Genomic DNA, 21,230 nt, shown 5'->3' on the forward strand with positions numbered 1-21,230 from the left:
AGTCATGTCAGCGACAGGCCCCGCCGAACCCGCGCGCCGCCTGGTCGAAATGGAAATGGTCGCGGTGCGCGGCGTTGTAGTCGGGAGACAACACGGTCGAGAACACGCCGCATGCCCCGTCGCGTACCTCGCGCAGGAACGCGGCCTTGGCGGCATCGTCCCGCCCCTGCCCCGGGGTCCAATCGCCGACGACGCTGATCCGGCGCCCATCGGCCAGCACGAACGCAGCGATGTCGAGCGCGTTGGCGGTCGCATGTTCGCTGAACGCTCCGGTATCGCGGCCGTACATCCGCCGACAGTTATAGCTGCCGAAATTCTGAATGCGCGCAACCGCCTGCCCGAAATGCTTCTGCGCGGCGGGCTGCACCACCTGCCATTCCCATAGCGCCATTGCCGTCGCGACCCGGCACGACACGCCGACGTCCGGCGTGATCGCGATGGTGCGCGATCCGCCGCCGCGCAGCCGCACCGCATCGTCATAGCCGCACTGCCCCGCCCCATCGCGCGGCGGCAGCGCGGTATAGCGCACCCCCGCTCCGTCGAGCAGCGCGCGGCACCCGGCCAAGTCGCCGCGCAGGTCGCCGATCTTGCCGCGGGTGAACATGCCGATCGGCTGCGACAGGTCGAGCGGGGTCCACGGCACATCCTGCGGCCGGCTGCGGGTAAAGGCATAAAGCGCAAAGGCGATCGCCGCCAGGATCGCCAGCCAGACCAAGGTACGGATGCCGGTCGACAACGCCTTCACCCGCGGACCGCCCGCGTTGCCGGCTCGCCCGTCACCGGATAGCCGAGATCGTCGGGGATACGGATCCAGTCGCCATCGCTTTGCCGTTCGAGCCATGGCGTGATCGTCCGCACCGGCCACGTCCGCGCATCGGCCAGCACCGCCGCGACATCGTCATGCTGCGCCAATCGCTCAAGCACCCGCCGCGTCGGGAACAGCAGCGCCGCATCGCCCCGGTCCGCCGCCGCGAGCGCATCCCTGGCACTGGTCCACAGCGTCCGCACATTCTCGGTCGCATCGACGACCGCGGCGGGCGCGTCGTCGGGCAGGCGCGCGACGAAGAACCATGTATCGAACACCCGCACCGGCATATGCTCGGGCCGCCAGCGGGCATAGGGGATCAGCGGTGACGGATCGACCGGCCCGATCTCACCGATCGTCGCCCCTTGCGCGAGTCTGGCGCGCATCGCGTCCACGTCGCCGGCGACGCCAATTGCGATCCCCGCCTCCTCTATCGTCTCGCGGATCGCGGCCAGTCGCGGTGCCAGATCACCATCGCCCATCACCAGCGCCAACGCTTCGTCGCCGGGGTCGATCCGCCCACCGGGAAACACCAGCGCGCCGCCGGCAAACGCCATCGCCGCCGCCCGCTCGACCATCAGGATTTCGGGCGGCCCGACGGCACGGTCGCGCAGCAGGATCAACGTGGCGGCGGGAATGGCAGGCGTCATGGGAACGACTTGGGGGCAACCGGCGTCGCTGTGAAGGCCGCGATTGCGCGATACCTGACTATGTTCGCCTAACGAAACCCAAGCCGAGTACGATCGTCATTCCCGCGCAGGCGGGAATCCATAACCCCTATGATAGCGTCTCTTGCACGAACGTCAGCGCATATGGATTCTCGCCTGCGCGGGAATGACAGTTGAAGGTGTATCCGGCGGCACCGACCGCACCAGCCGCCATCCGTTGGGCAGATAGTCCAGCGACATATAATAATAGGAAACGCACGACCCGTCAGGCCGATAGCTGCCGCCCTTCACAATGCCGACCGCGGTCGTGCCGATGAACACCGGCCCGCCGCTATCGCCGCCGCGACACCCCGGCCCCGCCACTGCAACCCAGGTCGGCAGGCACGGCCCGCCGCACAGATCGCCCGACGGCGCGAAGTCGACCATCTCGACCTCGGCACAGCTATAGCCGCTGCTCTCGCCACGGTGGCACACGATATCGCCGACCCGCGTGCCCACCCGACTGCGCTGCCCCTCGACCGGACGCAGCGCGGTGCGCGCCGCATCGGGATGGAACAGCGGCAACGTCGCCTCCGGGCTGGCATTGACCTGCACGTCGTGAAACCCCCAGCCCCATTGGCCGATAAAGGTCAGCGGCGTGCGCGTGCCGTCCTTCGCGATATGCTCCAGCGTATCGGGGCAATGCGCCGCGGTGACGATGCCGGTCTGCGCACCGTCGGTCACGACATAGCCGGTCGTACAGAAATAGCGCCGCCCGGTGATCGGATCGGGACCGATCAACCGCGATCCGCCGACGACCTCACCCGCCAGATCGAGGTCGGGCCGTCCCGTCGTCGCGATTCGCACCGGCACGCCGGCCAAATCCTCGATCCGCCGCCGCAGCGCCGCGGTATCCCCTGCTGCATCGCTCGCGCCGACCAGGACCAACAACTCGCCCCGCCGCGCATCGACCCCCATTGCCGGTGGCCGTACCAGCATCGCACGGATCGCCGCCTGATGCGCCGCGATCGCGCCGAGCAATTCGGTGCGCGTCGCCTTCGCCCCGGTGCGAAAGCGGATCGGCACGACGATATCGCCGTCGCGCACCTCGCCATCGGCAACCGGTTGCCTGCCGGTCAGCAGCACGGTGACCGCGCCGTCGCGCTCGATCGATATCCCGGACAGCCGATCGCGATATTGCCCCTCGACCCATTCGGTCGCGGATACGCTCGCCGCCTGTGCCTTCAGCAATCGCAGCGCAGCGGTCGCGTCGATCCCGCGCACCCGCGCTACCTCGGCAGCATCCTGTGCCAATGCCGCTTCGCTCGAAACGACCGTGGCGGCGTCCTGCGCGATGGCGGGGGTTCCCACCACCAGCGCAAGCGCCGCCACCAATTGCCGCAGCACGGAAAAACTCAATCGAGCCGCCGCGCCAGTTCCTTGTTCAGCGCCAGCGCCGCCAGCGTACCGACCGCACCCGACAACAAATACAGGCCCGAGGCGAAGAGCCCCAGCTTGCCCGCCAGCGCCAGCGCGACCAGCGGCGCGAAGCCCGCCCCGAACAGCCATGCAAGGTCCGACGTCAGCGCCGCGCCGGTATAGCGCGAATCCTTGGCGAAGTTCGACGCCACCGTCCCCGACGACTGGCCGAACGACAGGCCGAGCAGGATGAAGCCGGTGATCATGAACGCGATCTCACCGGCATCGCCACCATTGAGCAGCAGCGGCGCGAGGCCCGAGAACAGTGCGATCGCGATTGCGCCGAAGCCCAGCAGGGTACGGCGTCCGACATGGTCGGCCAGCACGCCCGAGATGACGATCGCGAAGATGAAGAAGATCGCGCAGGCGGTCTCGATCCAAAGGAAGCGGGCGATTTCCTGTTCGGTGAACAGGAAGATCCATGACAGCGGGAACACCGTGACCATGTGGAACAGCGCGAAGCTGGCGAGCGGCACCAGCGCGCCGATTGCGATCGTCTTCCATTCGCGACCGACGGTCGGCAGCACCGGTGACGCCTTCAGTTCGCGATTCTCGAACAGCGCGGTATATTCGGGCGTCACGACGATGCGCAGCCGTGCGAACAGCGCGACAACGTTCAGCGCGAACGCGACGAAGAACGGATAGCGCCAGCCCCAGCTGATGAAATCCTCGGCACTCATATAGGCGGTGAAGAACGCGAACAGCGCGCTGGCGACCATCAGGCCCAGCGGCGCGCCGAGCTGCGGGATCATTGCATACCAGCCACGCCGGTCCTGCGGCACGTTGAGCGCCAGCAGCGAGGCGAGGCCATCCCATGCCCCGCCCAGCGCAATGCCCTGCAGGATGCGCAGCGCCGCCAGCAGGATCGCCGACCACGCGCCGACCTGCGCATAGCCGGGCAGGAAGCCCATCGCCACGGTGGCGGTGCCGAGCATGAACAACGCGATGGTCAGCTTGGTCCCGCGGCCATGCCGCCGGTCGATCCACATGAACAGCAGCGTACCCAGCGGCCGGGCGAAGAACGCCAGCGGGAACAGCGCGAACGAATAGAGCGTGCCGGTCAGCCGGTCGACATAGGGGAACATCAGCTGCGGGAACACGATCACCGATGCGATCGCGTACACGAAAAAGTCGAAGAATTCCGACGTGCGCCCGATGATGACGCCGATGGCGATCTCTTCGGACTGGACGTTCACCTCGCCGTCGCCACGGTTGACGGCGCGAGCGTCGGCCTCGATCTCGCGGGAATGGACGGCCTCGGCCATAGGGACTCCAAGAGCTGCGCGACGGGCGCGCGATAAGACTGAATATGCGCCCGTTATCGCAATGCACCAAACGCGGGGATAGGACAAAATGTCCTATCGCAGTGCAGCATCGACAGGCATAGGGCGCGGCCATGATCCTGCCCCGCTCGCTTCCGTGGCACCGGCCACTGCGTTCGCTCCTGCCTCTCGCGGCTCTGCCGTTCTTGGGTGGTTGCAACATGGTCGTGCTCAATCCCGCCGGCGACGTTGCGCGCCAGCAGGCCGACGTCCTGATGATCTCGGTCGGCCTGATGCTCCTCATCATCGTGCCGGTCATGGCGCTGACCGTGTGGTTCGCGTGGAAATACCGCGCGAGCAACGAGAAGGCGACGTACAAGCCGAACTGGGACCATTCGACCGCATTGGAACTGGTCATCTGGTCGGGGCCGCTGCTGATCGTCATCGCGCTGGGCGCGCTGACGTGGATCAGCACCCACCTGCTCGACCCCTATCGCCCGATCGGCCGAATTTCCGCGGAAAAGCCTGAGACGCCGCGCGATGCGCCGCTGGAAATCCAGGTCGTGTCCCTCGACTGGAAATGGCTGTTCATCTATCCCGAGCAGGGGATCGCCACCGTCAACCGACTGGTCGTGCCGGTCGATCGCCAGGTGCGCTTCCGCCTGTCGTCGTCGTCGGTGATGAACACCTTCTACGTCCCCGCGATGGCCGGCATGATCTATACGATGCCGGGCATGGAGACGAAGCTGCACGCCGTGCTGAACCGTCCCGGTACGTTCGAAGGCATGTCGGCGCATTATAGCGGCGCCGGCTTCTCCTACATGAACTTCAAGACGACCAGCACCGACGCCGCCGGCTTCGACAAATTCGTCGCGGGCGTGAAGGCGATGCCGAACCGGCTCGACACCCAGCGCTACCTCGAACTGGAAAAACCCAGCGAGAAGGTGCCGCCGATGGGCTTTGCCGGGGTGGAACCGGGCCTGTTCAACCGCATCGTCCAGATGTGCGTGAAGCCCGGTACGCCGTGCATGACCGAAAGCATGGGCCATGGCGGCCACGGCTCGGCGGTCAACAGCCGCCTGCCGCAGGAAGGTGAGCGCACCAAGGGCGCGCTGGAAAAGGCACCGTCCGACTATGGCGTCAGCCCGCACAGCAGCGGCGATGCGCCGCAAGGGTCGAAGGCCGCTCCCGGCGCCGCCGAACCCGGCAGCGACGCCAACCGCAACATGACCCGCATCGCACCGTTCGCGATGCCGGGCCGCCCCGCTCCGGCGCAAGGCTGAGACGAGAGATCATGTCCGAAACCCTGACCAAGCTGATCTTCGGTCGCCTGACGATCGAAAGCTTCCCGATCCACGAACCGATCATCGTCATGACCTTCATCGCGGTCGCCATTGGCGGCGCGGCGGTGCTGGCGGCGCTGACCTATTTCAAGCTGTGGGGCTATCTCTGGAAAGAGTGGTTCACCACGGTCGATCACAAGCGGATCGGGATCATGTACATGATCCTCGGCATCGTCATGCTGCTGCGCGGTTTCGCCGACGCGGTCATGATGCGCGGGCAGCAGGCGATGGCGTTCGGCCAGAACGAAGGCTTCCTGAACGCGCACCATTACGACCAGGTGTTCACCGCGCACGGCGTGATCATGATCTTTTTCGTGGCGATGCCACTGGTCACCGGGCTGATGAACTACATCGTTCCCTTGCAGATCGGCGCGCGCGACGTCTCCTTCCCCTTCCTCAACAATTTCAGCTTCTGGATGACCGCCTCCGGCGTCGTGATCGTCATGGCCAGCCTGTTCGTCGGCGAGTTCGCGCGCACCGGTTGGCTGGCATTCGCGCCGCTGTCGGGGCTGGATTATTCGCCCGACGTCGGGGTCGATTATTATATATGGGCGCTCCAGCTGGCGGGCGTCGGGACATTGCTGTCCGGCGTCAACCTGATCGCGACCATCGTGAAGATGCGCGCGCCGGGCATGGGCCTGATGAAGATGCCGATCTTCACCTGGTCGGCGCTGGTCACCAATATCCTGATCGTCGCCGCCTTCCCGGTGCTGACCGCCGTGCTCGCGATGCTGTCGCTCGACCGTTATGTCGGCACCAACTTCTTCACGAACACGCTGGGTGGTAACCCGATGATGTACGTGAACATGATCTGGATCTGGGGCCACCCCGAAGTCTACATCCTGATCCTGCCGGCATTCGGCGTGTTCTCGGAAATCGTGTCGACCTTCTCGGGCAAGCGGCTGTTCGGCTATACGTCGATGGTCTACGCGCTGCTGGTCATCACCATCCTGTCGTACCTGGTGTGGCTGCACCACTTTTTCACCATGGGTTCGGGGGCGAGCGTAAACTCGTTCTTCGGTATCACCACGATGATCATCTCGATCCCGACGGGCGCGAAGATCTTCAACTGGCTGTTCACCATGTATCGCGGTCGCATCCGGTACGAGCTGCCGATGCTGTGGGCGATCGCGTTCATGCTGACCTTCACGATCGGCGGCATGACCGGGGTGCTGCTCGCGGTGCCGCCTGCCGACTTCGTGCTGCACAACTCGCTGTTCCTTGTTGCGCACTTCCACAACGTCATCATCGGCGGCGTGGTGTTCGGGATGTTCGCCGGCATCAACTATTGGTTCCCCAAGGCGTTCGGCTTCAAGCTGGACAAGAAATGGGGTCTGGTCAGCTTCTGGTGCTGGTTCGTCGGCTTCTGGGTCGCGTTCACCCCGCTCTATGTGCTGGGGCTGATGGGTATCACCCGTCGCTTGCGCCACTTCGACGATCCGAGCCTGCAGATCTGGTTCATCATCGCCGCCGTGGGCGCCGCGATCATCGCGGTCGGCATCGCCGCCTTCCTGGTGCAGATCGCGGTCAGCATCATGAACCGCGACAAGCTGCGCGACTTCACCGGCGATCCGTGGGGCGGTCGCAGCCTCGAATGGGCGACCTCGTCGCCGCCGCCCGACTATAACTTCGCGTTCACGCCCGTCGTCCACGACATGGACGCGTGGTACGACATGAAGGAGCACAAATATGCCCGGCCGACGGAAGGCTTCACCGCCATCCACATGCCGAGCAACACCTGGGCGGGGATCGTGCTGGCCGGCATTTCGACCGTCTTCGGTCTGGCGATGGTCTGGTACATCTGGTGGCTGGCGGCGCTGTCGTTCGTCGCGGTGATCGGCGTCGCGATCTACCATACCTTCAACTACAACCGTGACTTCCACATTCCGGTCGAAGAAGTCATCGAAACGGAGCGGCAGCGCACTGCCGACCTCCAGGCCGCGGGGGTATAAGGATCATGAGTTCGTCGGTTCAAGTCCCGGCAGGCGCGTCCGAACGCGCCTACCACCTCGCGGAAGAACATGAGCACGAAGCCGGGTCGAGCACGATGCTCGGCTTCTGGCTCTACCTGATGAGCGACTGTCTTATCTTCGCCATGCTCTTTGCCTCCTATGGCGTCTATTCGGGCAGCACCGCGGGTGGCCCGGACGCCAAGGAGCTGTTCGACCTGCCGCTCGTCGCGCTCAACACCGCGATGCTGCTGTTCTCGTCGATCACCTACGGCTTCGCGATGATCGCAGCCGAAGAAGGCAAGAAGGCCGCCACGCTGCGCTGGCTCGCCATCACCGGCGTGTTCGGCCTGTGCTTCCTCGGCATCGAAATGTACGAGTTCAGCCACCTGATCCACGAAGGCGCCGGGCCGCAGCGCAGCGCGTTCCTGTCGGCGTTCTTCACGCTGGTCGGCACGCACGGGCTGCACGTCACCTTCGGCATCGTCTGGCTGACGACGCTGATGGTACAGGTCGCCAAGCATGGCCTGGGTGCCGCCAACATGCGTCGCCTGATGTGCCTGTCGCTGTTCTGGCACTTTCTCGACGTCGTCTGGATCGGCGTCTTCACCTTCGTCTATCTGCTGGGAGTGCTGTAATGGCCGGCCACGCACATCACGACGCGCACGGCCACGGGGCCGATCACGGCCATGGCGGCCATGGCGATGCGCCTTCGCACGGTTCGCGCCGTGAATACGTCATCGGCTTCCTGTTGTCGGTGGTGCTGACCGCGATCCCCTTCGCGCTCGTCATGACCAACGCCTTTGCCGACACGCGGATCACCGCGGCGATCGTCACGCTCTGCGCGGTCGTGCAGATCGTGGTCCACATGATCTACTTCCTGCACATGAACACCAAGTCGGAGAATGGCTGGACGCTGATGGCGCTGATCTTCACCGTCATCCTCGTGGTTATCGTGCTCGCCGGGTCGTTGTGGGTGATGTACCATATGAACGTGAACATGATGCCCCAGATGTCCGGGGACATGAGCGCGATGTGAGCAGCGCCCGGCCGATCCGACGCATCCTGATCGGGACCCTGATCGGATGCGTCATCGCCGGCCTGATCGGGCTGGGCGTGTGGCAGTTGCAGCGGCGGGCGTGGAAGCTGGACCTGATCCAGCGGACCGAGGCGATGCTGCGCTCCCCGCCCGTCCCCGCCCCGCCGCCATCGGCATGGGACGGGATCACCGGGAACGACGTCTATCGTCCCGTCGTCGCGACCGGGCGCTACCGGCCGCAAGCCGACACCTATACCCAGGCCGCGACCGCGCTGGGCGGCGGTTTCTGGGTCCTGACCCCGCTCGATACCGGGCGCTTCACCGTGCTCGTCAACCGCGGCTTCGTGCCCCCCGAGCAGCGCGGCAAGGTGGCGCCGCCCCCCGGCACCGTCACCGTCCGCGGACTCCTGCGCATTACCGAGCCCGAGGGCGGTTTCCTGCGCCGCAACGACCCCTCCGCCGACCGCTGGTATTCGCGCGATGTCGCTGCGATCGCCACCAAGCGTGGGCTGACCGACACCGCCCCCTATTTCATCGATGCCGCCGCGACGTCGGGCAAGGGCTGGCCGCGCGGTGGGCTGACCGTCGTCACCTTCCGCAACAGCCACCTCGTCTATGCCCTCACCTGGTTCGGGCTCGCTGCGCTGCTCGCGGGCATGACATGGTGGGTCGTACGGCGCGAACCACGGGCGTAACATGCGCCCGATGCAGCCCGCCCCCCCTTCCGCGACTCCGTTGCCGCCGCCGGCCGAGGGCGTCGGGCGCAACATGCTGCTGCTGGTCCAGCTGCGGTGGCTGGCGGTCGGCGGGCAGCTGGGTACGATCCTCGTCGTCGACGGACTGCTTGGCATCCGCCTGCCGCTGCTGCCGATGGCGAGTGTGCTGGCGGGACTGGTGCTGCTCAACCTCGTCACCCTCGCCCGCCGGTCGCGGTGGAGCGATACCAACCTGCCGCTGTTCGCCGCGCTGGTGCTCGACGTCGCGGCGCTGACCGCGCAGCTCTACCTGTCGGGCGGCGCGCGCAATCCGTTCGTCTCGCTCTATCTGTTGCAGGTGGTGATCGGCGCGATCTTGCTGGAAGTGTGGTCGAGCTGGGCATTGGTCGCGATCACCAGTGGTGCGTTCGCGCTGCTCGGCCCGTTTCACCGCCCGCTGCAATTACCCCCCGCCTATGTCAGCAGCCTGTCCGACGCCTATCTGATCGGCAACTGGATCAACTTCGTCCTCGCCGCCACGCTGCTGGTCGCGTTCGTCACGCGGATCGCCGCCAATCTCCGCGACCGCGATACCAAGGTCGCGCAACTGCGCCAGCGCGCGGTGGAGGAGGAGCATATCGTCCGCATGGGCCTGCTCGCCAGCGGCGCCGCGCACGAACTGGGCACGCCGCTGTCGTCGATCTCCGTGCTGCTGGGCGACTGGAAGAACGAGCCGGCGATCCGCCGCGATCCGCGCTTCGTCGCCGAAGTCGACGACATGCGGGCCGAGGTCATGCGCTGCAAGGAGATCGTATCGGGCATCCTGTTCGCCGCGGGCGAGGTGACCGGCGAGGCGCCGACGCGGACCACGCTGCGCACCTTCCTGACCGACACGCTCGATCGCTGGCGCGGGTCCGACCCCACGCGCGCAGTGTTCGAGGATCGGCTGGGGCCCGACGTCCCGATCGTCGCCGACCGCGCACTGGCGCAGGCGTTGACCAATTTGCTCGACAATGCGGTCGAAGCCGGGGGTCGCATGATCGCGCTGATCGCGTTGCGTGACGGGGCGATGCTGCGCCTGACGGTACGCGACGACGGCAACGGCTTTTCCGACCGTATTCTCTCCAGCCTCGGCAAACCCTATAATACCAGCAAGGACCGACAAGGCGCGGGCCTTGGCCTCTATCTCGCCACCAACGTGCTGCGTCCGCTGGGCGGTACGATCGAAGCGTTGAACCGCGATGCCGGCGGGGCGGAGACTACCCTGGTCCTGCCGATCGATTCGCTGGCGCTGGAGAAGACGCGATGACCGCCCGCCGCCTTCTGATCGTCGAGGATGACGCTACCTTCGCCCGCACGCTGTGCCGATCGTTCGAACGGCGCGGCTATGTCGTGGAAGTAACCGGCGGCCCCGACCGGCTGGACGAACTGGCGCGCGACTTCGCCCCCGACCATGCGGTGGTCGACCTGCGGCTGGGCGGGGCGTCGGGCCTCGCCTGCGTGTCGGTGCTGTCGGCGATCGACCCGGCGATGCGCATCGTCGTGCTGACCGGTTTCGCCAGCATCGCGACTGCGGTCGAGGCGATCAAGCTGGGCGCAACCAACTACCTGACCAAGCCCGCCAACACCGACGAAATCGAGGCGGCGTTCGCGCGGGTCGAGGGCAATGCGGACGCCGACCTGACCGCCGCCCCCACTTCGATCAAGACGCTGGAATGGGAACATATCCACCAGGTGCTGGCCGATACCGACTTCAACATCTCCGAAGCGGCGCGGCGGCTGGGGATGCATCGTCGCACGCTGGCGCGCAAGCTCGACAAGCGCCATCTTTCCTGAACGCAAGGGGTTCGAAACGGCCCGCCGCCTGTGGTATCAGGGCGCATAAGGGGAACGGTTCATCGTGTGGCAGGTTCGATTGCACTAAGCATGCCGCCGCACCGCACAGAGTATAGGATGAAGACGATTACCGACCACCGCCATCGTTTCGATCGCATCGTGCGCCGCGCGCTGCTCGCCGGGATCGCACTGACCGCCGCCGGGGCCGCGTCGGCGCAGGTCGTGCCGCCGCCGGTCGTACCGACGCTGCCGACGACGCCGCCCATGGTACAGCCGGTGCCGGCCCCGCTGCCGCTGCCGACGCTGAGCCCCGCGCAGGAGAGCGAGCTTGCGAAGCTGCTGGCGCGCGATGCCGTGGCGCAGGGGTTGAAGGACCGCGAGCCGCAGCTGGCGAACCTGACCGGTACCGCGCTGGTGCAGGCAGCGCTCGACCATGCCCATGCAGTGCGCGCCGGGCGGCTGGACACCAGCGATTTCCAGAAGGACTGGGCGATGCGCCCGCAGGGGTTCGATCCCCTCCCCTCGTTCCGCGACGCGGTGGCGAAGGATCGGCTGGCGGCGTGGATCGCGTCGCTGCCGCCGCCCTATGCCGGCTATGACACGCTGGTCGCCGGATTGGCGCGCTATCGGAAGATCCAGGCCGATGGCGGCTGGTCGACGATCGGTGCCGGATCGGAACTGCGCATGGGCGGCAAGGGACCGCAGGTCGCGGCGCTGCGCAAGCGGCTGGCGGTCGAGGATTCGGGCGTGTCGGCGAGCGGCGATACGTTCGACCAGTCGCTGCTCGACGGCGTCCGCCGTGCCCAGCGCCGCTATGGCCTGAACCCCGCCGGGCAAGTCGGTGCGCAGACCGTCGCGTCGCTGAACGTGCCGGTGGGCGAGCGGATCAAGCAGATCAAGGCGAATATGGAACGGTGGCGCTGGCTGCCGACCGAGCTGGAAAAGAACCGCATTCAGGTGAATATCGCCGCGGCGGTGCTGACCGTGTTCGACGGCGACCAGCCGGTGACGTCGATGAAGGCGGTGACCGGGCGTCCGGGCGACGAGACGCCGATGCTGACCTCCACCATCCATTCGATCGTGCTCAATCCGCCGTGGAACGTGCCGTCGTCGATCGCCGACAAGGAATTGTGGCCCAAGGAGCGGGCGAACCCCGGCTATCTGAAGCGCAACGGCTTCCGCGTGATCGAAACCGAGGGCGGCGGGCGCCGGTTGCAGCAGGCGTCGGAGCGCAGCGCGCTCGGCCGGTTCAAGTTCGATTTCGACAATCCGTTCGCGGTCTATCTGCACGACACGCCGGCGCAGTCGGGTTTCGCCAATTTTGACCGGCTGGCCAGCCATGGCTGCGTCCGCCTCGAAAAGCCCGAGGATCTGGCGCGCCTGCTGTTGCGGACTACGCCCGAATGGCCCGCCGAACAGATCGACACGACGCTGGCATCGGGCAAGACGGTGCGGGCCAAGGTTGCCGATCCGGTAAAGGTCTATCTGCTCTACTGGACCGCGTTCGCGACGCCGAACGGCACGATGAGCTTCCGCGAGGATCCGTATAAATGGGACGGCGTGCTGGCGAACAAGATCGTCGCACGCGCTGAAGCCAGCCAGTTAGCGGCACGATAAGGGGATGACGATGAAGAGCGGATGGCGCGTAGCGCTGCTGGCGGGCAGCGGCCTGTTGCTGGCGACCGGACTTGGGGCGTGTTCGGGGACGGACGAACCCGACGCCCCGATCGAGAACAGCGCGTTCGATGAGGAAGCCCCGCCGCCGACCCCGCTGCCCGAGGAAACGGTAGAGCCCGCGCCGCCGGTGGTCGAAAACCTGTCGGCGGTCGCCCCGGCCGAAGTTCTGCCCCCGCCCCCGCCGGTCGAGCCCGACCAGCAGGTGCTGGACGACGCGTCGGCCACCGGCATGACCTCGCGCTCGACCCGCGGACAGGACGATCGCGACGATCAGCCGGTCGACGATGCGATGTCGAACCAGCAGGGCGAGTGAGCCGACGGTTCTGACGACGGTTTGTGTTGTGGAGGGGCGGCCGGTTGGCCGCCCTTTCTGCGTTTGGCGGAGGAAGCTGCGGGTTCGCCAGGGTGTTACCCTCATCTCGTGTCGAAAGATCCAAGGTGGAACCGTTCGTCCTGAGTAGCCGCTGAGCTTGTCGAAGTGGCGTATCGAAGGACCGCCACGAATGCTTCGATACGGGCCTTCGACAAGCGCAGTCCCTACTCAGCACGAACGGTTTTGCTGGATGCCACATCGAACCAGGCGTCATTCCAGCGAAGGCTCGAATCTCTCGACAACGGTGCGAAGCAGAAGCCGCTTGCGGCGCTCGCCGGGACGACCTTTCCATTCCGATGGCTTGCGGCCGATCGGCATTCGACGGCGTTGAAGGCATTTCGACGGGACGGAACGCCTTTCAAGCCACGCGTACCCCCGCGCAGGCGGGGGTCCAGAGCCACATGCGCTGTCCTGTCGTTACCCTGGACCCCCGCCTGCGGGGGGAGTACGGATAGTGGGTTGTAGATCAATCCTGATCGGGCGGCGGTGGGTCTCGCAGCGTGCGCCTAGCCGCAGAAGACCCCAGCCTTCGCTGGGGTGACGGTTGGCAGGGTCGGACGGCATCACGGCGCCCGTTCACCAGCGACATATGCGTTCGGGACCGGCGGCCTTCGTATAGCGAACGTCTCGACCAACTCGCGCTCGGCGACGACGTCTAGGCAGCCACGCCTGCTCCGCCGCAACTTTCTCAAGCCGCCTGCGCAGTCCCGTCGACCGGCAACACCGGCGCATAGGCGCGATCGAGATACAAATTCGCCAGCTCGTAATGCGCATGCACGACCTGCTCATGATCGGCCTGCTGCGCCAGTTCCAGCTGCTGTTCGGCACGGCGTACGAAGTAGGACATTTCGTCCGGTCCAATCGAAGACACGACAACCTCTCGGGGACGTTCAAGCGCCCGTTTATGATACTCGCCCGGCGGAACCGGACATGCGGAAAACGCACGACCAGTGCCGGGGATGCGTGTCGCCGCAAATTCTGACGCCGTCATTACACCGATGGGCGCAGCGTTCCGCCGCAGCGACGCATCACATTCGGCGGTGCTTGCCACCATAGCGGCCGCCGATATAGGCGCCCAGCCGGTCCATCTCGCTTTTGGCAGCGACGACCGCATCGGACTGACACGGCAGCGGATCATGCTCACGGTCGGCGGCGCGGATCGCGACCTTGGCCGCCAGATCCTCGATATCGGCGCGCGACAGTAGGTTCTTTTCGCGCAGCAGGCACAACAGGCTCTGCAGGATCACCATGCTCTTTTCGCCGGCGGCATCGCACGGTTCGATCGGATTCATCGTTCCTCTCCTTATGTTATACAGGAGAGCATATGCCGATGGCGCGCGGACGCAAGGGGCGCGCGCGGTGCATGCGCCGCCAGTGGTGGCGGAAGCATCGTCACCCCGGCTCCAAGTCCGGGGTGACGGAGGAAGGACCAGTCCTAGTTCAGCCCCCCGCCCAGCGTCCGGTACAGCGTGACGAGGTTCGTCGCCCGCGCCAGTCGGGTCTGCACCAGCGTCTGCCGCGCGGCATAGCTGGTGCGCTGCGCATCGAGCGTGTTGAGGAACGAATCGATCCCGGCCCGATAGCGCGCGTCGGACAGGCGCTGCGCGGTCGCTGCCGCCTGGGCCCGGGCGGTCTGCGCCGACAGCTGCTCGCCGATCGTGCCGCGCGTCGCCAGGGCATCGGCGACCTCGCGGAACGCGGTCTGGAGCGTGCCTTCATAGGTCGCCACGGCGGCCAGCTGCTGCGCGCGCGCCACCTCGACATTGCCGCGCCGCTGGCCGCCGTCGAACAACGGCAGCGTGGCGGCGGGCGCGATCGAGAAGTTCTGCGTGCCCGAACCGAACAATCCGCCCAGCGCGGTGCTGATCGTGCCCAGCGTCGCGGTCAGCGAGATCGTCGGGAACAGCGCCGCGCGCGCCGCGCCGATATTGGCGTTGGCGGCATACAGGCGCCGTTCCGCCTGCAACACATCGGGCCGGCGCAGCAGCACTGTCGACGACACGCCGGTCGGCAGGTTCGCCAGCACCGGATCGCGCTCGCCCAGCTCGGTCGGCAGCTGCTCCAGCGGCACGGTGGTGCCGGCGAGCAGGTTGATCGCATTCTGGTCCTGCGCGATCTGCGCGGTCAGCGCGGCGATATCGTTGCGCGCCTGCTGATAGGTGGTTTCGGCCTGCTGCACCTCCAGTTCGGAGATGACGCCGACGCGGAACTGCGCTCGGGTCAGCTCGAGCGTGCGGCCGAAGCTGGTCAGCGTCTCGCGCGACAGGCGCAGCTGGTCCTGATCGGCGGCCATGGTCAGCCACGCGGTGGCGACTTCGCCGATCAACGCGATCCGGGCGGCGCGCTGCGCCTCTTCGGTCGCGAAATATTCCTGCAGGCCCGCCTGGCTGAGGTTGCGGACGCGACCGAACAGGTCGAGCTCGAACGCCGAGAACCCGACCGACGCCTGATAGATTTCGAGGTTGCCGGTCTGCGCGGGCACGCCGCCCGCCCCACCAGTCCCGGCACCACCCGCCCCGCCCAGCGCGCCGAACGGGTTGTTGGTATAGGTCACGCCGCCATTGGCCGAGGTCGTCGGCACCTGCGACGCGCGGGTCACGCGGTACTGCGCCCGCGCCACCAGCACGTTCGCCGCCGTCACCCGGTAATCGCGGTTATTCTCCAGCGCCGTCGCGATCACCGCCTGCAACCGCGGATCGACGAAGAAAGCGCGATAGGCGATCCGGGTCACATCGGCCTGCTCCGCCCCCAGCGCGGGGTATGGCCCGCCCTGCGGCAAGGTCAGCGGGATCGCCCCTTCCGGCCGCACATTCTTGGGCGCCAGGTTGCACGCGGTCAGCGCGGTCGTGGCGATCAGCAGGGTCAGGCTGCGCAGCGTCATCACTTTGCTCATGATCATGCCCCCTGCGGCGCAGGTTCGCCGCCATCGGAGGACCGGTTGCCGCCATCGGGCTCGACGTCCCGGTTCGCGGACGGAGTGTCCTTGCCGCCATGTCCGAACAGGCGGAGCACGACGACGAAGAACATCGGTACGAAGAAGATGGCGAGGATGGTGGCGGACAACATGCCGCCGACCACCGCCCGGCCGATCGCATTCTGCCCACCGGCACCCGCGCCGGTCGACAGCGCCAGCGGCAGCACGCCGAAGACGAACGCCAGCGAGGTCATCAGGATCGGCCGCAGACGCAGCCGGGCCGCCTCCACCGCCGCCTCGACCGGGCCCATGCCGTCGCCCATCCGCTCCTCGGCGAACTCCACGATCAGGATCGCGTTCTTCGCCGACACGCCGATGGTCGTGATCAGGCCCACCTGCAGGTAGATGTCGTTGTTCAGACCGGTCAGCCACGCCGCGAGCAGCGCGCCGAGAATGCCCAGCGGCACCACCAGCATGACCGAGATCGGCACCGACCAGCTTTCGTACAGCGCGGCCAAGCACAGGAACACGATCAGCAGCGAGAGCGCGTAGAGCGCTGGCGCCTGACCACCCGACAGCCGTTCCTCGAACGACAGCCCGGTCCATTCCAGCGCGGTACCCGGCGGCAGCTTGGCGTGGATTTCCTCCAGCGCCTCCATCGCCGCGCCGGTGCTCAGGCCCTGCCCCGGCGAGCCCTGCAGCTGCATCGCCGACTGGCCGTTATACCGCGTCAGCTGTACCGGCGCATTGGCCCATTCCAGCGTCGAGAAGGCGGTAAACGGCACCATCTGACCGGTCGCGTTGCGCACGAACAGCTTGCCGACATCCTCCGGGCTCAGGCGATAGGGGGCATCGGCCTGGATATAGACGCGCTTCACGCGACCGCGGTCGATGAAGTCGTTGATATAGCCGCCGCCCCATGCGGTCGCGATCGTCGAGTTGACGTCGGACAGGTCGAGGCCGAGCGCGCGCGCCTTGTCCTCGTCGATATTGACCTTGAGCTGCGGCGCGTCGTCGAGGCTGAGCGGACGGACCTGCGCGAGGCGCGGGTCCTGCGCGGCCATGCCGAGCATCATGTTACGCGCCTGCACCAGCTTTTCATGGCCGATGCCGCCGGTATCGACCAGCTGCACGTCGAACCCGGTCGCATTGCCCAGTTCCTGCACGGCCGGCGGCACCAGCGCGAAGATCAGCCCGTCCTTATACTGGGCGAACGCCCCCATCGCGCGGCCGACGATCGCCTGCGCCTTGTTCTCGGCACCGCCGCGGTCGTCCCACGGCTTCAGGTTGACGAACACCAGACCGGCATTCTGCCCCTGTCCCGCAAAGCTGAAGCCGTTGATGGTGAACACGCCGGCGACGTTGCCCGATTCCTGCTTCAGGAAATGGTCGCGTACCAGGTTCAGGCCCTTTTCGGTACGGCTGCTCGTCGCACCCGCCGGACCCTGCACCAGCGCCAGCACCGTGCCCTGATCCTCGTCGGGCAGGAAGCCCGACGGGAGGCGCGTGAAGACGAACACCATGCCCAGCACGATCAGCAGATAGACCAGCATCGACCGCTTCCAGCTGCGCGTGGTGCGCCGGACGCCGTTCTCATACTTGTTCTGGCTGCGTTCGAACCGGTCGTTGAACCAGCGGAAGAAACGCGCGAGCGGGCCGTTGCCCTGTTCGTGCTTGTGCGGGTCATGCGGTTTCAGGATCGTGGCGCACAAAGCTGGCGTCAGGATCAGCGCGACCAGCACCGACAGCACCATCGCCGAGACGATCGTGATCGAGAACTGGCGATAGATCACGCCGGTCGACCCGCCGAAGAACGCCATCGGCAGGAACACCGCCGACAGCACCAGGCCGATGCCGACCAGCGCGCCGGTGATCTCGTCCATCGACTTGCGCGCGGCTTCGCGGGGGGACAGCCCCTCGGTCTGGATCAGGCGTTCAACGTTCTCGACGACGACGATCGCGTCGTCGACCAGCAGGCCGATCGCCAGCACCATGCCGAACAGCGTCAGCGTGTTGATGGTGAACCCGGCCACCGCCATCACGCCGAACGTGCCTAGCAGCACCACCGGCACCGCGATCGTCGGAATGATCGTCGCGCGCCAGTTCTGAAGGAACAGGAACATGACGAGGAAGACGAGGACGACCGCTTCGATCAGCGTGTGGATGACCTGTTCGACCGACAGGCGGACGAACGGCGTGGTGTCGTACGGATAGATGACCTTGACGTCGGCGGGCAGGCCCTTGCCGATCTGCTCCGCGCGTTCCTTGACCAGTTCGACGGTATCGAGCGCATTGGCACCCGCGGCCAGACGAACGCCGAAGCCAGATGCCGGCTTGCCATTATACTGCACGTCGAAGCCGTAATTTTCCGCCCCGATCTCGACCCGCGCGACATCGCCCAGCCGGACGACCGCGCCGTCGGCGTTGGTCTTGAGGCGGATATTGGCGAATTGCTCGGGGGTTTGCAGGCGCGACTGGACGCTGACCGTGGCGTTCAGCATCTGCTCCTTGGGCGCCGGCTGCGCGCCGATCTGCCCGGCTGATACCTGCGCGTTCTGCGCCTGTACCGCCGCCGTTACGTCGCCGACCGACAGCTGGTAGCTGTTGAGCTTGATAGGATCGACCCAAATGCGCATCGCGTACTGCGCGCCGAACACCTGCAACTCGCCGACGCCGCTCACCCGGCTGATTGGGTCCTGGAACTGCGACACGACCATGTCCGACAGGTCGGTATTGCTGTGGGACCCGTCGGTCGACACGAGACCGACGACCAGCAGGAAGCTGGCGGCGGACTTGGTGACCTGAATGCCCTGGCGCTGGACTTCCTGCGGCAGCAGCGGGGTCGCCGCCTGCAGCTTGTTCTGCACCTGCACCTGCGCGATGTCGGGATCGGTGCCCTGTTCGAAGGTGAGCGTGATCGTCACCGTCCCCGCCGAGGACGACGAGGACGAGAAATAGCGCAGATTGTCGATGCCCTTGAGCTGCTGCTCGATGATCTGCGTCGTCGTGCGTTCCAGCGTCTCGGCATCGGCGCCGGGATAGGTCGCGGTGATCGCAACCGCGGGCGGCGCGATTTCGGGGAACTGCGCGATGGGCAGGCTGCGGATCGCGATCGCGCCGGCCAGCATCATCACGATGGCGATGACCCATGCAAAGATGGGTCGGTCGATGAAATAGCGGGACATGGCTCTTTACTTCGCCTGTGCCTGGGGGGCGGCGCCAGCGGGCGCGCCACCCTGCGGTGCCTGACCCGGCTTCCACTGATACCCCTTCACCGGCGTACCGGGCTGGAGCATCTGCGCACCCTCGATCACAACCTTGTCGCCGGGCCGCAGCCCGCCGGTCACCAGCCACTGGTCACCGATCGTCCGTTCGGTCTTGAGCGCGCGCGGGGCCAGCTTGCCGTCAGGACCGATCACCAGCACCGTCGCGTTGCCGGTCGGATCGCGCGTCACCGCCCGCTGCGGCACCAGCATGCCGTTCGCCTGAGTCCCCTGCACCAGCTCGGCACGGACATACATGCCCGGCAGCAACAGGTTGCGCGGATTGGCGAAGACGGCGCGGATCGCCTGCGTCCCCGTCGCCGGATCGACGGTCACGTCGGTGAACTTCAGCGTCCCCTCGATCGGATAGGTGCTCCCATCCTCCAGCTTCAACCGGACGCGCGCCGCATTGCCGCCGCGCGACAGGTCGCCGCCCATGATCTGCTGGCGCAGCTTCAGCAGGTCGGCGCTCGACTGCTGGATATCGACATAGATCGGGTCGAGCCGCTGGATCGTCGCCAGCGCATTGGTCTGCGCGGCGGACACCAGCGCGCCGGTGGTGAACACCGACCGCCCGATCCGGCCCGAAATCGGCGCGGTGATCGTCGTGCGCGACAGGTCGATCTGCGCCTGGCGGACCGCGGCACGCTGCGCTGCAATATCGGCCTCGGCCTGCTGCGCGCCGGTGATCGCGTTCTCATATTCCTGGCGGCTGATCGCGTTGATCTTGACCAGTTCGCCATAGCGTCGGGCAAGGTTGCGGGTCGATGCGATCGACGCCTGCGCCCGTGCCAATGCCGCCCGCGCGCTCGCCACCGCCGCCTGATAAGGCGACGGATCGATGCGATACAGCGGCTGCCCCTGCCGGACGTAATCGCCCTCCTGGAACAGGCGCGCGAGGATCAGGCCGTTAACCTGCGGCCGGACGTCCGACGTCTCATAGGGTGCGGTACGCCCGGGCAGTTCGGTGGTGAGCGTAACCGGCTGCGACTGGACGGTCATGAACCCGACCTGCGGCGGCCCCTGCGGCGCCTGCTGCTGCTGGTCGCCGCCGCCGCTTCCGCAGGCCGAAAGGATGAGAGCCAGAGCCAATGGGGCCATGCGATTTTTCATGAACGTCCTCGACGGATGTGCTAAACGTGAGTGATCGATCACTCACACATTGGCGGCGCGTACGCCGCCGGAGCGGATGTGGCAAGAGGTTACAGGTGAATCTAACGTGAATTTGTTGCAGTGCGGAGAGGCGTGTCGAGCCAGTCGGGCGGTGGCGCGACGCGAAAAATTGGTGACCGTGGCTCGTAAGCTGTTTTCGGAACACGGTTTCCACGGAACCGGCGTCGCGCAGATCGCCGCCGAGTCGGGAATCAAGGTCGGGCAGATTTATCGCGACTTCGCCGACAAGGAGGCGATTGTCGCCGAAATCGTCGAGAACGACCTGCGGCTGTTCCTCCACGAAGCGGAAATCGCGCAGGCGGTCGAACGGCGGAACATCGCGGCGATTCGCGACTGGCTGCGCATGTTCATGCGTTGCGGCGAGGCCAGCGAGGCGCGGGCGCTGATGCCCGAGATACTGGCGGAGGCCGCGCGCAACGACCGCATCAAGGGGATCGCGCACACCATCAACCGCCGGGTGAAACAGGCGCTGGTCCAGGCGCTGACCGCACTCGCCCCGCATGCCGATCAGGCGAACGCACGCGGCGAACTGGCCGAAACGATCCTGACCTGGGGCGCGGGCATCATGCACCGGCGCATTGCCGACCCGGATTTCGACGACGAAGCCGCGTACCGCCAGATGAGCGCGCATGTCGATGCGACGATCGACCAAATGATCGCTACCGCACCATACCCCATCCTCCAAAAAGAGCATTGCGGATTTGTGACGGCGACTTAAACCGATTGTGCGCACTCCCTTGCGCGGCAGTCGCAGGCCCCGTCCGGTTCGCCGGGC

19 protein-coding genes are annotated in these 21,230 nt (G+C 66.4%); 10 read left to right on the forward strand and 9 right to left on the reverse strand.

Annotated elements, in window-relative coordinates; genetic code table 11:
- Window positions 1–7 precede the first annotated feature (7 nt).
- The 4 genes from MF610_RS04200 to MF610_RS04215 form a co-directional block, all read right to left on the reverse strand.
- Window positions 8–745: an extensin-like domain-containing protein gene (locus MF610_RS04200; protein WP_380870633.1), complete on the reverse strand. Its 738-nt coding sequence runs from the start codon at window positions 743–745 to the stop codon at window positions 8–10.
- Window positions 742–1,455 (reverse strand): NUDIX domain-containing protein, encoded by a 714-nt coding sequence (locus MF610_RS04205; protein WP_242192983.1) that lies wholly within the window; start codon window positions 1,453–1,455, stop codon window positions 742–744. Before MF610_RS04205 ends, MF610_RS04200 begins: the two co-directional genes overlap by 4 nt.
- Before the next feature lie 153 nt (window positions 1,456–1,608).
- A complete protein-coding gene (locus MF610_RS04210) occupies window positions 1,609–2,859 on the reverse strand; it encodes a S1 family peptidase (protein ID WP_242192984.1) in 1,251 nt (416 codons plus the stop codon).
- A gap of 8 nt (window positions 2,860–2,867) precedes the next feature.
- Window positions 2,868–4,196, reverse strand: a complete 1,329-nt coding sequence (locus MF610_RS04215; protein WP_242192985.1) for an MFS transporter — start codon at window positions 4,194–4,196, stop codon at window positions 2,868–2,870.
- A 131-nt stretch (window positions 4,197–4,327) separates the two neighbouring features.
- On the opposite strand from MF610_RS04215, the gene cyoA reads away from it, so the two are divergent.
- The 9 genes from cyoA to MF610_RS04260 all read left to right on the forward strand — a co-directional run bounded on the left by cyoA (window position 4,328) and on the right by MF610_RS04260 (window position 13,045).
- Window positions 4,328–5,476, forward strand: a complete 1,149-nt coding sequence (cyoA, locus tag MF610_RS04220; RefSeq protein WP_277923839.1) for a ubiquinol oxidase subunit II — start codon at window positions 4,328–4,330, stop codon at window positions 5,474–5,476.
- 11 nt (window positions 5,477–5,487) lie between these two features.
- Window positions 5,488–7,488 carry a cytochrome o ubiquinol oxidase subunit I gene (gene cyoB, locus MF610_RS04225; protein WP_242192987.1) on the forward strand — a complete coding sequence of 667 codons (2,001 nt, stop codon included), beginning with the start codon at window positions 5,488–5,490 and terminating at the stop codon, window positions 7,486–7,488.
- 5 nt (window positions 7,489–7,493) lie between these two features.
- Entirely contained in the window at window positions 7,494–8,123 is a 630-nt protein-coding gene (gene cyoC, locus MF610_RS04230; protein WP_242192988.1) for a cytochrome o ubiquinol oxidase subunit III, read from the forward strand.
- Entirely contained in the window at window positions 8,123–8,524 is a 402-nt protein-coding gene (gene cyoD / locus MF610_RS04235) for a cytochrome o ubiquinol oxidase subunit IV (RefSeq protein WP_242192989.1), read from the forward strand. The genes cyoC and cyoD overlap by 1 nt, the downstream gene beginning before the upstream one ends.
- Entirely contained in the window at window positions 8,521–9,219 is a 699-nt protein-coding gene (locus tag MF610_RS04240) for an SURF1 family protein (RefSeq protein ID WP_242192990.1), read from the forward strand. The genes cyoD and MF610_RS04240 overlap by 4 nt, the downstream gene beginning before the upstream one ends.
- Window position 9,220: 1 nt before the next feature.
- Window positions 9,221–10,528, forward strand: a complete 1,308-nt coding sequence (locus MF610_RS04245) for an ATP-binding protein (RefSeq protein ID WP_380870634.1) — start codon at window positions 9,221–9,223, stop codon at window positions 10,526–10,528.
- Window positions 10,525–11,055, forward strand: a complete 531-nt coding sequence (locus MF610_RS04250) for a response regulator transcription factor (RefSeq protein WP_242192994.1) — start codon at window positions 10,525–10,527, stop codon at window positions 11,053–11,055. Before MF610_RS04245 ends, MF610_RS04250 begins: the two co-directional genes overlap by 4 nt.
- 117 nt (window positions 11,056–11,172) lie before the next feature.
- Window positions 11,173–12,672: a L,D-transpeptidase family protein gene (locus tag MF610_RS04255; protein ID WP_242192996.1), complete on the forward strand. Its 1,500-nt coding sequence runs from the start codon at window positions 11,173–11,175 to the stop codon at window positions 12,670–12,672.
- Between the two features lie 10 nt (window positions 12,673–12,682).
- A complete protein-coding gene (locus MF610_RS04260; RefSeq protein ID WP_242192998.1) occupies window positions 12,683–13,045 on the forward strand; it encodes a hypothetical protein in 363 nt (120 codons plus the stop codon).
- A 748-nt stretch (window positions 13,046–13,793) separates the two neighbouring features.
- On the opposite strand, the gene MF610_RS04265 is transcribed toward MF610_RS04260, so the two are convergent.
- The 5 genes from MF610_RS04265 to MF610_RS04285 all read right to left on the reverse strand — a co-directional run bounded on the left by MF610_RS04265 (window position 13,794) and on the right by MF610_RS04285 (window position 20,383).
- Entirely contained in the window at window positions 13,794–13,952 is a 159-nt protein-coding gene (locus MF610_RS04265) for a hypothetical protein (RefSeq protein WP_242193002.1), read from the reverse strand.
- A gap of 181 nt (window positions 13,953–14,133) precedes the next feature.
- Window positions 14,134–14,397: a hypothetical protein gene (locus MF610_RS04270; RefSeq protein WP_242193003.1), complete on the reverse strand. Its 264-nt coding sequence runs from the start codon at window positions 14,395–14,397 to the stop codon at window positions 14,134–14,136.
- A 143-nt stretch (window positions 14,398–14,540) separates the two neighbouring features.
- Complete coding sequence (locus MF610_RS04275; protein WP_242193006.1) at window positions 14,541–15,998, reverse strand: efflux transporter outer membrane subunit; 1,458 nt, start codon at window positions 15,996–15,998, stop codon at window positions 14,541–14,543.
- Window positions 15,999–16,000: 2 nt separating this feature from the next.
- Window positions 16,001–19,204, reverse strand: a complete 3,204-nt coding sequence (locus tag MF610_RS04280) for an efflux RND transporter permease subunit (protein ID WP_242193008.1) — start codon at window positions 19,202–19,204, stop codon at window positions 16,001–16,003.
- Between the two features lie 6 nt (window positions 19,205–19,210).
- Window positions 19,211–20,383, reverse strand: coding sequence for an efflux RND transporter periplasmic adaptor subunit (locus MF610_RS04285; protein ID WP_242193015.1), 1,173 nt, complete (start codon window positions 20,381–20,383; stop codon window positions 19,211–19,213).
- Between the two features lie 61 nt (window positions 20,384–20,444).
- Here MF610_RS04285 and MF610_RS04290 point away from each other — a divergent pair, with 61 nt between their 5' ends.
- Entirely contained in the window at window positions 20,445–21,173 is a 729-nt protein-coding gene (locus MF610_RS04290; RefSeq protein WP_242193017.1) for a TetR/AcrR family transcriptional regulator, read from the forward strand.
- Window positions 21,174–21,230 lie beyond the last annotated feature (57 nt).

Origin of the sequence: Sphingomonas hankookensis (assembly GCF_022664465.1) — a bacterium.
GTDB lineage: Bacteria > Pseudomonadota > Alphaproteobacteria > Sphingomonadales > Sphingomonadaceae > Sphingomonas > Sphingomonas hankookensis.